This window comes from Paraburkholderia strydomiana (assembly GCF_031456815.1).
Lineage (GTDB): Bacteria > Pseudomonadota > Gammaproteobacteria > Burkholderiales > Burkholderiaceae > Paraburkholderia > Paraburkholderia caledonica.
Map to the genome: position 1 here is coordinate 36,425 of NZ_JAVDVL010000007.1, position 14,220 is coordinate 50,644.

Annotated in this window: 9 protein-coding genes; 4 read left to right on the forward strand and 5 right to left on the reverse strand. The window is 65.5% G+C overall.

The window, feature by feature from the left end:
• The first annotated feature begins 6 nt into the window (after positions 1-6).
• Entirely contained in the window at positions 7-2,160 is a 2,154-nt protein-coding gene (locus tag J2W46_RS19685) for a pseudouridine synthase (protein WP_310355611.1), read from the forward strand.
• A gap of 159 nt (positions 2,161-2,319) precedes the next feature.
• Here the strand turns inward: J2W46_RS19685 and def are convergent, their stop codons facing one another.
• From def to J2W46_RS19710, 5 genes are all read right to left on the reverse strand, one after another.
• A complete protein-coding gene (gene def, locus J2W46_RS19690) occupies positions 2,320-2,853 on the reverse strand; it encodes a peptide deformylase (RefSeq protein ID WP_020065624.1) in 534 nt (177 codons plus the stop codon).
• Positions 2,850-4,916: an NAD-dependent DNA ligase LigA gene (ligA, locus tag J2W46_RS19695; protein WP_310355613.1), complete on the reverse strand. Its 2,067-nt coding sequence runs from the start codon at positions 4,914-4,916 to the stop codon at positions 2,850-2,852. Before ligA ends, def begins: the two co-directional genes overlap by 4 nt.
• Before the next feature lie 184 nt (positions 4,917-5,100).
• Positions 5,101-6,414: a cell division protein ZipA C-terminal FtsZ-binding domain-containing protein gene (locus tag J2W46_RS19700; RefSeq protein WP_310355615.1), complete on the reverse strand. Its 1,314-nt coding sequence runs from the start codon at positions 6,412-6,414 to the stop codon at positions 5,101-5,103.
• Between the two features lie 116 nt (positions 6,415-6,530).
• Positions 6,531-10,049, reverse strand: coding sequence for a chromosome segregation protein SMC (gene smc, locus J2W46_RS19705; protein WP_310355617.1), 3,519 nt, complete (start codon positions 10,047-10,049; stop codon positions 6,531-6,533).
• Positions 10,050-10,208: 159 nt separating this feature from the next.
• Positions 10,209-11,246, reverse strand: coding sequence for a DMT family transporter (locus J2W46_RS19710; protein ID WP_310355619.1), 1,038 nt, complete (start codon positions 11,244-11,246; stop codon positions 10,209-10,211).
• Positions 11,247-11,668: 422 nt separating this feature from the next.
• Between J2W46_RS19710 and dapC the strand changes: the two genes are divergently transcribed.
• The 3 genes from dapC (at position 11,669) to J2W46_RS19725 (ending at position 14,216) form a co-directional block, all read left to right on the forward strand.
• Positions 11,669-12,886, forward strand: coding sequence for a succinyldiaminopimelate transaminase (dapC, locus tag J2W46_RS19715; RefSeq protein WP_027775339.1), 1,218 nt, complete (start codon positions 11,669-11,671; stop codon positions 12,884-12,886).
• Between the two features lie 137 nt (positions 12,887-13,023).
• Positions 13,024-13,851: a 2,3,4,5-tetrahydropyridine-2,6-dicarboxylate N-succinyltransferase gene (dapD, locus tag J2W46_RS19720; RefSeq protein WP_310355621.1), complete on the forward strand. Its 828-nt coding sequence runs from the start codon at positions 13,024-13,026 to the stop codon at positions 13,849-13,851.
• The gene (locus J2W46_RS19725; protein WP_027775341.1) at positions 13,851-14,216 is read left to right on the forward strand and encodes an ArsC family reductase; all 366 of its coding nucleotides are present in this window, start codon (positions 13,851-13,853) and stop codon (positions 14,214-14,216) included. Before dapD ends, J2W46_RS19725 begins: the two co-directional genes overlap by 1 nt.
• Positions 14,217-14,220 lie beyond the last annotated feature (4 nt).

Sequence of the window (14,220 nt, forward strand, 5' to 3'; positions counted from 1 at the left end):
TCGTCGATGGCGGACCCGAGCGGCCCGCGAGGCGAAGGCGCGGGGACGTCGTCCGGTGGGAAGCGTCCGGCTGGCGCAGGCGCGCGCGGACCGCGTGCGCCCCGCGCGGAAGGCTCGTTCTCGCGCGAACGCGAAGCGGGCGGGGCCGGCGGCGCACGACGTGCGACGTCTGACCGGCCGCCGCGCAGCGAGAATGCGGGCGCACCGGCGCGGCGTTTCGAAGGAAGCGGCGAGCGTGGTCCGCGGCGTGAGGGTGGTGAGCGCGCGCCGCGCAGGTTCGAAAACCGCGCGGCTGGCGACGAGCGGGCGCCGCGCGGCGCTGGCGGTGAACGCAGCGAGCGCGCACCGCGTCGGTTTGAGGATAGGACAGGTGGTGGCGAGCGTGCACCTCGTGGCCCGGGCGGTGAACGCGCACCGCGCCGTTTTGAGGATCGCACGGGCAGCACCGACCGCGCGCCCCGCCGCTTCGAAGACCGTGCTGGTAACAGCGAGCGGCCGCCGCGTGGACCTGGCGCCGAACGCAGCGAACGCGGACCGCGCCGCTTTGAAGATCGCTCGAGCAGCACTGACCGCGCGCCCCGCCGCTTCGAAGACCGTGCTGGTAACAGCGAACGGTCGCCCCGTGGCCCAAGTGCCGAACGCAGCGAACGCGCACCGCGCCGCTTTGAAGATCGCTCGGGCAGCACTGACCGCGCGCCCCGCCGCTTTGAAGACCGTGCTGGTAGCAGCGAGCGGTCGCCCCGTGGCCCAAGTGCTGAACGCGGCGAACGCGCCCCACGCCGTTTCGAAGACCGCACCAGCAGCACCGACCGCGCGCCTCGACGTTTCGAAGGAAACGCAGACCGCGGCGCCTCGCGCGGCTTCGGCGGCGAACGCCGTCCGACCAGCGGCCCGCGGACAGGAGCAGGCCGTCCCGCGGAAGGCGGCCAGCGTGGCGAGCGTCCGACGCGCGGTGAACGCGACGCTTCCGACCGCCCCCGCTTCAGCGCAGACCGCGGCGCCTCGCAAGACCGCCGCGGCGGCGAGCGCGGACCGCGCAGCGACAGCGCGCCTCGACGCGCCGAAAGCGAGCGCGGCGAGCGCAGCTTTGCCAAGCCCGTCAAGAGCGGCTATGGCGACCGCGCCGATCGTCCGGCCCGCGCAACTGCCGACGCACGAGGGGACCGGGGCGACCGAGGCGACCGCGCACCGGCTCGCCGCGAATTCGGTGACCGCGCCGCCCCGCGCACCGACCGTGCGGAACGCCCGGCACGCAGCTTCGACAAGGCGCCGGCGGCCGAACGCCGTTTCACCGACGACCGCCCCGCGCGAGCCAGCAAGTCGCGCGGCGCCGCTCCGGCCGAACATCGCCCGCACACTGAGGCTGCCCCGCGCACGCCGCGTCGGGATATCGAGGACGCGCCCGGCACCCTGCGCCTCTCCAAGCTCATGTCCGAACTGGGCCTGTGCTCGCGCCGCGAAGCCGACGAATGGATCGAGAAAGGCTGGGTGCTCGTCGACGGCGAGCGGATCGACACGTTAGGCACGAAGGTTCGCCCCGATCAGCGGATCGAGATCGATCCCGCTGCCGAGGCCGTGCAAGCAAGCCAGGTCACGGTGCTGATCCATAAGACTGTCGGCTACGTGTCGGGCCAGGCGGAAGACGGCTACCAGCCGGCCATCACGCTCGTCACGCCGGAGAATCGCTGGGAGGGCGACCGCTCGGACATTCGCTTCTCCGTCGCACATTTGCGGCAACTCGCGCCGGCCGGGCGTCTCGACATCGATTCGACAGGCTTGCTGGTGTTGACGCAGGACGGCCGCATCGCGAAGCAGCTGATCGGCGGCCATTCCGACATCGACAAGGAGTATCTGGTGCGCGTCGCCTACGGCGAGCACACGGTCGACGTCGAAAGTCACTTCCCGCCGGAAAGCCTCGCGCTCTTGTGTCACGGTCTCTCGCTCGACGACGTTCCGCTCAAGCCGGCGCAAGTCAACTGGCAAAACGGCGAGCAGTTGCGCTTCGTGCTGCGCGAAGGAAAGAAGCGCCAGATTCGCCGGATGTGCGAACTGGTCGGCCTCGAGGTTCTTGGCCTGAAACGCGTGCGGATGGGCCGTGTGATGCTTGGCGCGCTACCGCCTGGCCAGTGGCGCTACCTCGCACCGGACGAGTCGTTCTGACGTCATCCGGCAAGCTCAGAGGCTGCGAGATCGACCGCTTCATGTGATCTTGAAGCGCATCGAGCGCCGCAGCAGCCCGATAAAAAACCCACGCTTTTGCGTGGGTTTTTTATTATCAACGCGCGGCGCCGGCCAAGGGCCAAGGGCCAACGGGCCGCATCAATCGTCGCTATTCGGATCCATGTCCGGAAACAGCACTTCTGTAAAGCCAAACTTGGCGAAGTCGGTAATCCGCATTGGATACAGCTTGCCGATCAGGTGATCGCATTCGTGCTGTACGACGCGCGCATGAAAGCCTTCGGCGACGCGGTCGATCGGCGTGCCGTACTGGTCGAAGCCGTGATACTTGATCATCGAAAAGCGGCTGACCGCGCCGCGCAGGCCCGGAACAGACAGGCAACCCTCCCAGCCCTCTTCCATATCCAGCGAAACCGGCGTGATAGTCGGATTGATCAACACCGTTTCCGGCACCGGCGGTGCATCCGGATACCGTTCGTTGCTGCCGAACCCGAAGATCACCACCTGCAGATTGACACCGATCTGCGGCGCGGCGAGCCCCGCTCCGTTCGCATGGTGCATGGTCTCGAACATGTCTTTCACGAGTTCGTGCAATTGCGGCGTGTCGAAGTGATCGACCGGATCGGCAATGCGCAGCAGGCGCGGATCGCCCATCTTGAGAATTTCGCGGATCATAACTGCCCCTCCAGGAGCTTACGCATACCATCTTCGTCGAGTACGGGAATGCCGAGTTCCTCGGCCTTCGCTAACTTGCTGCCTGCTTCGGCCCCCGCCACCACATAGTCTGTTTTCTTGGACACCGAGCCGGCCACTTTCGCGCCGGCCGCTTCGAGCATTTCCTTCGCCTCCTCGCGAGCGAGGCTCGGCAAGGTGCCCGTCAACACAACGGTCTTGCCGGCCAGCACGCCCTGCGGCGCCTTCGGCGCGGGCGGGCCCTCAGGCCACGTGACCTTGCCCGGCGCGCGCAGTTGCTCGATCACCGTGCGGTTATGCTCTTCGGCGAAAAACTGGTGAATCGATTCGGCGACGACCGGCCCGACGTCGTTGACCTCCAGCAATGCTTCCACCGAGGCCTCCATGATCGGATCAAGCGAGCCGAAGTGCTTCGCCAGATCTTTCGCCGTGGATTCGCCGACATGGCGGATGCCGAGCGCGTAAATAAAACGGGCAAGCGTAGTGTGCTTGGCCTTTTCGAGCGAGTCGAGCAGGTTCTGCGCGGACTTGTCGGCGAAACGGTCGAGCTCGGCGAGCGTCGAGAAGCCGAGGTTGAACAGATCGGCGGGCGTGCGCACCAGGTTCTGTTCTACCAGTTGGTCGATGATTTTCTCACCCAGCCCGTCGATGTCCAACGCGCGCCGCTGCGCGAAGTGCCACAACGCCTGCTTGCGCTGGGCCGGACAGAACAGGCCGCCGGTGCAACGCGCAATCGCCTCGTCGGGTAGCCGCTCGATGTTCGAGCCGCACACCGGACAATGCGTGGGCATCACGAATTCATGCGCGTCAGGCGGGCGGCGGTCGATGAGCGCGCTCACCACTTCCGGAATGACATCGCCCGCGCGCCGCACGATCACCGTGTCGCCGATACGGATGTCCTTGCGACGCACTTCGTCTTCATTGTGCAGCGTGGCGTTCGTGACAGTCGCGCCGCCGACGAACACGGGCTCAAGGCGCGCCACGGGCGTGATCGCGCCGGTGCGCCCCACTTGCACGTCGATCGCGACCAGTTTGGTCAACGCTTCCTGCGCCGGGAACTTGTGCGCGAGCGCGAAACGGGGCGCACGCGACACGAAGCCGAGCGTCTCCTGCTCGTCGCGCCGGTTGACCTTGTACACGACGCCGTCGATGTCGTACGGTAACTTGTCGCGCTTCTCGCCGACCGCGTGGAAAAACGCGAGCAGACCTTCGGCGCCCTTCACGACCGCGCGCTCCGCATTGACGGGCAAGCCGAGTTCCTTGTACCAGTCGAGCAGTTCGCTATGCGTGGCCGGCATCTCGACGCCTTCGAGCACGCCAATGCCATACGCAAAGAACGACAGCGGCCTTTGCGCGGTGATTTTCGAATCGAGCTGACGCAAGCTGCCCGCTGCGGCGTTGCGCGGATTGGCAAACTCCTTGTGACCCGCGGCGCGCTGACGTTCGTTCAGACGCTCGAAGTCGCGCTTGAACATCAGCACTTCGCCGCGCACGTCGAGTATGTGCGGCACGCGCTTGCCCTTCAGCTTGAGCGGAATAGAGCGGATCGTGCGGACGTTCTCCGTGACGTTCTCGCCAGTCGTGCCGTCGCCGCGCGTGGCGGCCTGCACGAACACGCCGTCGACATAGCGCAGCGAGATCGCGAGGCCGTCGAACTTCAACTCGGCCGCGTAGTCGACCGGCACCGGCGGTTCCTTCGCATTGTTGCCGAGTGCGTCGCCCACGCGCTTGTCGAACGCGAGGATGTCTTCGTCCGCGAAACCGTTGTTCAGTGACAGCATGGGCTGGTCGTGGACGACCGGCTCAAACCCGCTTGCCGCCTCGCCACCAACGCGCTGCGTAGGCGAATCAGGGACGATCAGATCGGGATGCTGCGCCTCGATACTCTCCAGTTCCTTGAACAGCTTGTCGTACTCCGCGTCCGGCAAGTCGGGCTGGTCGAGAACGTAGTACGCGTAATTGGCGCGTTCGAGTTCCGCGCGCAGCCACGCGGCCCGCTCGGCCGGAGCGCTGGTTGCTGGATCTGAGGCGGGAGTTCGAGCCATGCTGTAGGCGCTTCTTCAGTGAAATTGGACACTGGATTATCGCAGGAAGCGTGCCCCTTTACATCGGCCGAATGGCCAGCTTGCAGACCTGAGCGCGTGTATGCGAAAGTCGGCGGCGTTACTCTTCAAAACGACAACGGCCGCGCATTGCGCGGCCGTTCGAGGCGTTTTGAAACGCGGCGGGTTACTGACTGAACAGACGCCGAGTGGCCGGCGATCCTGCCGGAATGCCGGCCTGTTCGAGCTTCGCGTAAAGCGTCATCAACTGCTTTTCGATGGCGAGCAGCGCGGTCTCCGGCAACGGGCGACGGCCGTCGTCCACCACCCGCCCGCCAATGCGCTCGGCCAGCGACTTCGCGTAGTCGCACATCAGACGGAACGGCAAGATGTCTTCGTCGGCCACCGGCACGTCGAGCACCAGCGTGATCATCTGACCGCCCTTGTACGTGAGGTCGTCGCGCAGGAAGTTCGTGTCGCCGAACTGCAGCATGAACACCGGAATCTGGCGCGCGTCGAGCTTGACGAAGCGCGTGCCGTCGCGCGAAAGCAGCAAGCCGTCTTGCGAGGCCACGGCTTGCACGTAGTTGGCCGACCACGGCGCACCGTCGGAGAGCACGTTGATCGACAACTGCGCGTCGCACTGCGCGGCGAAACCGTCGAGCTCACGCGCCATCGCGACTGTTTCGAGCATGTCGGGAAATTCCGGCGAGGCGTCGATTGCGTCGGCAAACTGCTGTACGCCCGTCACGAACTCGGAGAACTCAAGTTCGTTCAACGCACCGCTGCGATTGGCCAGCTGCGCGGCCGCGCGCAGCTCTTCATAACGCGCGCCGTTTTGCAGCAACTCCCACGCGCCGCCCTCGAGTTTGCCTTCGATATGTACCGGCTTGCTGCCGGCGCGGCGCAGACGCTGCGCGAGCGGAATCACCTTGTCGCCCGCAACCGGTCCGTTCAGACGAATCGGCACGATGCAGTCGATCCGGCGATCGACGATAGCCGGCGGCGCGGACGAGATCGTCGTGGCAGCCGGCAGAATCGGCTCGATCTGTTCGTCCGCTTCGCGCGACGCGTTGCTCGCGGGTTGTTGACCCGCCGCCGCGTCCTTGCCGGCGTCGCCCTTAGTGCCACCCTCCGCCTCAGCATCATCGCCGTCCGACAGATAGCCGTTCGGTGTGGTCGTCTCTGCCTGAATGTCGGCCGGCGTATCAAGCGGTGCCGCGCCTACCGGCGCGCCAAAAGTCGGTTCGACGCGGGCCGACGCCGTGTCGGCGGATGCCTCTGCGCCCACTACGGGCTCGCGACGCGTTGTGGGCCGAGCCGGTTCGATGAACGGGCTCTGTTCCTGATGGTCGTCGCGCGCGAAATTTTCCGCGGCATCCGCGGGCATGGGCCGCGGCATCTTGCGGCGCACCTTGGCGCCCTGCCACGCGTTGTACACCACCACGCCCCCGACCACCACGGCACCCGCGCCGATCAAACCGAGTGTCAACTCGTCCATGCATGCTCCATCAGCAATTCTTTATCTGCGCGTCCTGACGCCCGCCCCACGTATCGCGCGGCGAGTGCCGCAGCGCTGAACGCGGGCGCCCGCGCTTCCTTGATTCAAACGAAAACTTAAACGATATTCTGGGCGAAACCCGCAGCCGTTTCCATGTCGACGGCAACGATGCGCGACACGCCCTGCTCCTGCATTGTCACGCCGATCAGTTGCTGCGCCATTTCCATCGCGATCTTGTTGTGCGAGATGAAAAGGAACTGGGTTTTGTCCGACATCGCGCGTACCAGGTTGGCGAAACGTTCGGTGTTCGCGTCGTCTAGCGGCGCGTCCACTTCGTCGAGCAGACAGAAGGGCGCCGGATTCAACTGGAACATCGCGAACACGAGCGCGGTTGCGGTCAGCGCTTTTTCGCCGCCCGACAGCAGGTGGATCGTCGAATTTTTCTTGCCCGGAGGCTGCGCCATCACCTGTACGCCGGCGTCGAGAATCTCGTCGCCGGTCATGATCAGCTTCGCCTGGCCGCCGCCGAAGAGACGCGGGAACAGTTCGCCGAAATGACGGTTCACTTCGTCGAACGTGCCTTGCAACAGCGTGCGCGTTTCCGCGTCGATCTTGCGGATTGCGTCTTCGAGCGTCTCGATCGCGCTCGTCAAGTCGGCCGATTGCGAGTCGAGGAACGACTTGCGCTCGGTGGCCGCCTTGAGTTCGTCGAGCGCGGCCATGTTGACCGGACCGAGCGCGGTGATCGCGTTGTTGATGCGCGTGACTTCGCCCTGCAGATACGACGGCTTCATGTCCGGCGTGAGCTTGGCCTGCAGTTCCGCCTCGTCGACGCCCGCTGCCGCCAGTTGCTCGATGAACTGCTCGCCGTTCAGCCGCGCGGCCTGTTCCTTCAGTTGCAATTCGTTGATGCGGTCGCGCAGCGGTTGCAGCGCGCGCTCGGCGGTGAGACGCGTTTCGTCCGCGGCACGCAGCTTGGCAGTCAGGTCGTCCAGTTCGAGACGCGCGGCGTGCAACGCCTCTTCCTTGACCGCGCGAATGTCGAGCGCGTCCTGCAAGCCCGTGTGAGCGGTCTGCTCGTTGATGGTTTCGAGTTCGGCGCGTGCGTCTTCGAGCGACGCCGCGACCCGCTCGCTCTGCTCGTGCGCGACCTGAATGCTGCGCTTCAATTCGTCGATGCGGTTCGCCATGTTGCGCGCGGCGAAGCGCGCGTCGGTCGCGGCGCGGTCGAGATCGCGTGCCTCGCCGCGTGCAGCGGTAAGCGCTTCGTCGAGCGCCTCGAAAGCCAGTTGATGATCTTCGAATCGCGCCTGCAATTCGGCGAGTTCGCCGTCGTAACGCTCGAAGTTCGCTTCGGATTCCGCACGCATCGCGCGCTGCTCTTCGATCTGTGCGTTGATCTCTTCGAGCTCTTCACGAATCTGCGTGCTGCGCTGCGTGTAACGCTCGTGCGCCTGCGTGAGCTTGAGCACGTCGAGTTGCAACGCGTGCACGCGCTGGGTCGCCCGCTCGGCCTGCTGACGCACGTCGGTCAGCGCCTGCGCCGCTTGCGTGTGCGCGGCTTCGGCGCGGATCGCGGCGGCCTTCGCTTCGTCGGCGAGCAGGGCTTGTGCGCGCACCTGACGCGCGAGATTTTCGATTTCCTGCTGACGGGCCAGCATGCCGGCTTGTTCCGAATCGGCCGCATACAGTTGCACGCCGACGCGCGTCACCACGTGCCCCGCCTTCACGACGAACGAGCCGCCTTCGGGCAATTGCGAGCGCATACTGAGCGCCTGCTGCAGATCGTCGGCGACGAACGCAAGGCCGAGCCAGTCGTTCAACACCGCGCGGATGCCCGCGTCGTCGATACGAACGAGCGACAGCAGCGGCCGAAGCGCGGACGACGCCGCGGCCGGCTGACCGGCGACGGGCGGTGCGTAAAACGCGAGCTTGGCGGGCGGCGCGTCGGTAGCGAACGCCTTGACCCAGTCGAGATTCGATACTTCGAGCGCGGCGAGCCGCTCGCGCAGCACGGCTTCGAGCGCGGCTTCCCAACCGGACTCGACGTGCAGCTTCTTCCAGAGTCGCGGCAGGCCGCCGAGCTCGTGCTTTTCGAGCCACGGCTGAATCTTGCCTTCGGTCTGGACGTTTTCCTGCAACTGCTTGAGCGCGGCAAGGCGCGCGTCGAGCTGATGAATCTGCGCGCTTTCCGCCTGCACACGGTCCTGCGCGGCACGGCGCTCGGCGTCCAGACGCGGCAGGGTTTCCTGGGCATCGGCAAGACGCGTCTGCGCGTCGTGCAGAATCTCTTCGTGTTCCGCGAGTTGCATGCGCAGCTCTTCGAGCTGTGCTTCGTCGGGTGCGTCGAGGCCGCCTGCTTCCGCCTTCAGCCGCTCGTGACGCTGCTGCAACTGCTGCAATTGCTGATCGGCATTGCGCTGATGCGCGGCTTCGAGCTTGAGCGCCTGTTCGGTCTGCGCAATGCCGCCGCGCTCCGCATTCAGTTCGGCTTGCGCATCGCGCCAGCGCGCTTCGAGGGCGGGCATTGCGTCGTGCTTCGCGGCGGCTTCTTCTTCGGCGAGCGCCGCCTTTTCTTCGGCGACGGCGAGTTGCTCTTCGGCGTCTTCGAGATCGCCCTGCGCTTTTTCAGCCTGCGATTGCCACTGTTCACGCTGCGCGGTCAGCGCAGCGATTTGCGCCTGCACGCGGTTGCGCGATTCGACGATGAACTTGATTTCGGCTTCGAGCCGGCTCACTTCGGCGTTCGCTTCGTATAGCGCGCCTTGTGCGCCCTGCATCGCGTCGCTCGCCGAGTAATGCGCGACGCGCAGCGTTTCGAGTTGCGCTTCGACTTCGCGCAGCTTGGCTGTCTGCGCTTCGAGGTCGATTTGCGCCTGTTCGATGGCGCGCTGCTGACGTTCCTGCTCGCTGCCCGCCTCGTTCTTGCGCAGCAGCCACAACAGGCGTTGCTTCTCTTCGCCGTCGGTTTGCAGTTCCTTGTAGCGCGTGGCGACCACCGCTTGCGCTTCGAGCTTCTCGAGGTTCGTGCCCAGTTCACGGACGATGTCTTCGACCCGCGTCAAATTCTCACGCGTGTCGTGCAGGCGGTTCTCCGTCTCGCGGCGGCGCTCCTTGTACTTGGAGACACCCGCGGCTTCTTCGAGAAAGACGCGCAGTTCTTCGGGCTTCGCTTCGATCAGGCGCGCAATCATGCCCTGCCCGATGATCGCGTAGGCGCGCGGGCCAAGACCGGTGCCGAGGAAAATGTCCTGAATGTCGCGGCGACGCGCCGGCAGGTTGTTGATGTAGTAGCTCGACGTGCCGTCGCGCGTGAGTACGCGCTTCACGGCGATCTCGGCATACTGGCCCCACTGCCCGGCGGCACGCCCGTCGGCGTTGTCGAACACGAGTTCGACGCTGGCGCGGCTGCCCGGTTTGCGCGCAGTCGAGCCGTTGAAGATCACGTCCTGCATCGACTCGCCGCGCAGCTCCGAGGCGCGCGACTCGCCGAGCACCCAGCGCACGGCGTCGATGATGTTGGACTTGCCGCATCCATTGGGTCCGACCACGCCTACTAGCTGGCCCGGAACCTGGAAATGCGTGGGATCGACGAATGACTTGAATCCAGCGAGTTTGATCGAGGTCAGACGCACGGCGATTTCGCTGTTTGAAAGGGAGAAAAAATAGGTGGCTCACGAAGGCCGCACGAGCCGTGTGCCGCTGCAGCGATGCGGCCCGCGCTCCTTGCCAGCCCTCGAGACATGGGCGCCGGCTGCACGCGCACCGCGCATGCGCCGGCTAATGAGGGGCAATCATACCATCGCGCGTGGGCGGTTCTTGCCGTCCTTATGGCCGTCGCGCTGGTGGATGTCGGCCGAGCATGTCCTCGCGGCGCTCCTGGCGCCCGGGTCGTCGCCCGGGCCCTCGCCCGCATCCTGATTGGCGGGATCGGGCGGCATTGCCTTCGTGCGATGCATCCAGCTCGACAGCGCCGAAGCGAGCACGATGCACGCGCCGCCCGCCCATTCGCGCGGGCCGGGCGTCTCCCCGGCAAAGAGCCACGCGGACATTGCCGTGACCACGAGTTCGAACAGCATGATGATCGACGCCCGGTTGGCCGGCACGCGCGACAGCCCGTATTGCACGAGCATGTTGTTGGACGCGAGCAGGAAACCGAGGCCGAGCACCAGCCACGCGGCAGTAGCGAGATGTGCGCCGGTGGGCGGCGCGGGCATCGCTTCGAATAGCGACGCGCAAGCGCCGAAAATCGCCGCGCCGCCGAAGATGGTCGCGGTGCGCATCTCCGGTTTCATCTGCGGCAATACACGGCTGGTCTTCAGGATCAGCACGTTGCTCATTGCGAAGCCCATGCCGCCCGCAAGGCCCGCCCATTCCGCGAGATTGCCCGGCAGCGGAATGCCGAGCTGCGGCGACCACAGCATCGTCATCGCGCCGGCCAGCGACAGCGCGGCGAGCCCCGCGCCGGCCCACGTCAGGCGTTCATGCAGGATGAAGTGCGCGAAGAGCGCGGTCCATGCAGGTGTCAGATAGAAGAGCAGAAGCACGCGCATCACCTGCCCGTGGATCGATCCCCACACGAAGCCGAGATTCGTGATGCCCGCGGCGAGCGCGAGCGCCGGCAGCAGCCAGTGCCAGCGCACGGTTTTCAGCGCCCGATGGCGCACCAGCAGCACGAACAGGCACCCGGCGCCGCTCGTGAGCGCGCTCGCGGCCGTGCCGGTCACGCCGAGCGATGCGAGCATCCGCAGCGGATACCAGATCATTCCCCACACCGACGCGCCCAGCATGATCGCGAGCGTCGGCCACCCTGTGCGAAGCCAGTTTGTCATGGCGACGCTCTCCGCGAGACGGTGCTGTTCGTGTCACGGACTGCGGCGTTTTCGCGCGCTCCTCGTCCGGACGTCTCCTCAATTGCTGCGTACATTGCTGCTCCTGCCTTGTTTCTGCGCGGACTGTTACGTTCCGCGTCGTTCCCGCTGCAGCGCATTAACTGCGCCGCCTGGCGGGTGGTGGTGCTTTGGTTGATGCCAGGTTACTTCTAGTTGAAGATTCGTTGGCGTCCGGTCGGCGTGGCCAAGGCCCGCTTGCCGCAGGCTCAACCGTGGACCACGCCCGCCAGCGACCCAACGCCAGCCCCCGCGCACGCTATAATCCCCTGCTCGCCGCCGCTGCTATTTTCGCGCGGCGCGGCCCAGCGCATGCGCCGTCGTGCATCTTTCCGCGCCCTCTTCGATCAGGCTCGATCCGCCCAGTGAATCCGCTACTCGACTCCCTCCAGCCCTATCCGTTCGAAAAGCTGCGCGCGCTTTTCAAAGACGTCGCGCCGGCCGCCGGCTTCCCGCATATCAGCTTCGGCATTGGCGAGCCGAAACATCCGACGCCCACGTTGATAACCGACGCCGTGATCGCTTCGCTCGGCGGTCTGTCCGCGTATCCGGCCACCGTGGGGTCGCTGCCGTTGCGCGAGTCGATCGCGAAGTGGGTTACGCAGCGCTACGGCCTGCCGCCGGTGGATCCCGCGACCCAGGTGCTGCCCGTCTCGGGTTCGCGCGAGGCGCTGTTTGCGCTCGCACAAACGGTCATCGACCCGAAGCGCAATGCGAAAGGCGAGCCTGCGATCGTACTCTGTCCGAACCCGTTCTACCAAATCTACGAAGGCGCGGCGATTCTCGCGGGAGCAGAGCCTTATTTCGTCAATAGCGACCCGGCGCGCAACTTCGCGTGCGATTACTCGGCGGTGCCGGCCGACGTATGGGCTCGCACGCAACTGCTCTATGTCTGCTCGCCGGGCAACCCGACCGGCGCGGTGCTGACGCTCGAAGACTGGCGCGAACTCTTCGCGCTGTCGGACCGCCACGGCTTCGTGATCGCCTCCGACGAGTGCTACTCCGAGATCTATTTCGACGAAGCCAACGCGCCGCTCGGCGGCCTCGAAGCCGCGCACAAGCTCGGCCGCGGTTATGACAGACTCATCATGCTGTCGAGCCTGTCGAAGCGCTCGAATGTGCCCGGCATGCGCTCGGGCTTTGTCGCGGGCGACGCGGCGATCCTCAAAGACTTCCTGTTGTACCGGACGTACCACGGCGCGGCGTTGTCAACGGTGTTTCAAAGCGCGAGCATCGCAGCCTGGAACGACGAAGCGCACGTGCGCGAGAACCGCGCGAAATACGTGCAGAAGTTTTCCACCGTCACGCCGATGCTTGCCGCGGTGCTCGACGTGCGTCTGCCCGACGCCGCGTTCTATCTGTGGGCCGACGTCTCGCGCACCGGCCTCACGGACACGGAGTTCGCCCAGCGTCTTTACGCCGACTATAATGTGACGGTTCTGCCGGGCTCGTTCCTCGCGCGCACCGCGCACGGCGTGAATCCCGGCCGCAATTTCGTGCGCCTCGCGCTCGTCGCCGACGTCGACGAATGCACGCAGGGCGCGCAACGCATCGTCGATTTTTGCCGCGGGCTGGCGGGCTGAGTTTGCCGGGTTCCAGGCCGGCACGTCGTCAGATTCGTCGCGCGGCCTGCCGCTGATTGTTCCTGTTCCGTTTTCCCGGCGAACGCCTTGCGCACCGCCTCCCTTCTTCAGACTTCAACTCTTCAGAAAGCACGCATATGTCGCAACAACTTCAGCAAATCATCGACACCGCCTGGGACAACCGCGCCGAGCTGTCGCCCAAGGCCGCGCCGGCCGACGTGCGTGAAGCCGTCGCCCACGCCATCGAGCAACTGGACAAGGGCGCGCTGCGCGTCGCCGAGAAGAAAGACGACGACTGGGTCGTCAATCAATGGCTGAAGAAAGCCGTGCTGCTGTCGTTCCGCCTCGAAGACAACGCGCCGATGCCCGCGGGCGGTTACAGCCAGTTCTACGACAAGGTGCCGTCGAAGTTCGCCAACTACACCGCTGAAGACTTCGCCGCCGGCGGCTTTCGCGTCGTGCCGCCCGCCATCGCGCGCCGCGGCTCGTTCATCGCGAAGAACGTCGTGCTGATGCCGTCGTACACCAACATCGGCGCCTATGTCGACGAAGGCTCGATGGTCGACACGTGGGCCACCGTCGGTTCCTGCGCGCAGATCGGCAAGAACGTGCACCTGTCGGGCGGCGTAGGCATCGGCGGCGTGCTGGAGCCGCTGCAGGCGAACCCGGTCATCATCGAAGACAACTGCTTTATCGGCGCGCGTTCGGAAGTGGTGGAAGGCGTGATCGTCGAAGAAAATTCGGTGATTTCGATGGGCGTGTACCTGGGCCAGAGCACCAAGATCTACGACCGCGAAACCGGCGAAGTCACATACGGTCGCATTCCGGCCGGCTCGGTCGTGGTGGCGGGCAATCTGCCGTCGAAGGACGGTTCGCACAGCCTCTATTGCGCCGTGATCGTGAAGAAGGTCGACGCAAAGACACGTGCGAAGGTCGGCCTGAATGAGCTCCTGCGAGGCGACTAATGGCGCGCGGCACCAAGACTGTCGTCTACGGAATTCCGAACTGCGACACCGTGAAGAAAGCGCGTGTATGGCTCGAAGAGCACGGCGTGGAGTTCGAGTTTCATGACTTCAAGAAAGCCGGCGTGACCGAGCCGCTCGTGCAGGACTGGTTGAAAGACGTCAAGCTCGACGCATTGCTGAACCGCCGCGGCACGACGTGGCGCGGTCTGTCCGACGACATGAAGGCGGCGGCGGACACCCAGCCGGGCGCGATCGCGTTGATGATTCACAAGCCGTCGGTCATCAAGCGGCCCGTGCTGGTGATCAATGGGCGCGTGAAGTCGCTTGGTTTTTCGCCCGAAGAATATGCAGCGCTGTTTGCGTGAGCAT

Coding starts and splice junctions, on each gene's coding strand:
- ligA (WP_310355613.1), bottom strand. CDS start 4,916: ATGGCTCGAACTCCCGCCTCAGATCCAGCAACCAGCGCTCCGGCCGAG.
- def (WP_020065624.1), bottom strand. CDS start 2,853: ATGATCCGCGAAATTCTCAAGATGGGCGATCCGCGCCTGCTGCGCATT.
- J2W46_RS19700 (WP_310355615.1), bottom strand. CDS start 6,414: ATGGACGAGTTGACACTCGGTTTGATCGGCGCGGGTGCCGTGGTGGTC.
- dapD (WP_310355621.1), top strand. CDS start 13,024: ATGTCGCAACAACTTCAGCAAATCATCGACACCGCCTGGGACAACCGC.
- J2W46_RS19685 (WP_310355611.1), top strand. CDS start 7: ATGGCGGACCCGAGCGGCCCGCGAGGCGAAGGCGCGGGGACGTCGTCC.
- J2W46_RS19725 (WP_027775341.1), top strand. CDS start 13,851: ATGGCGCGCGGCACCAAGACTGTCGTCTACGGAATTCCGAACTGCGAC.
- J2W46_RS19710 (WP_310355619.1), bottom strand. CDS start 11,246: ATGACAAACTGGCTTCGCACAGGGTGGCCGACGCTCGCGATCATGCTG.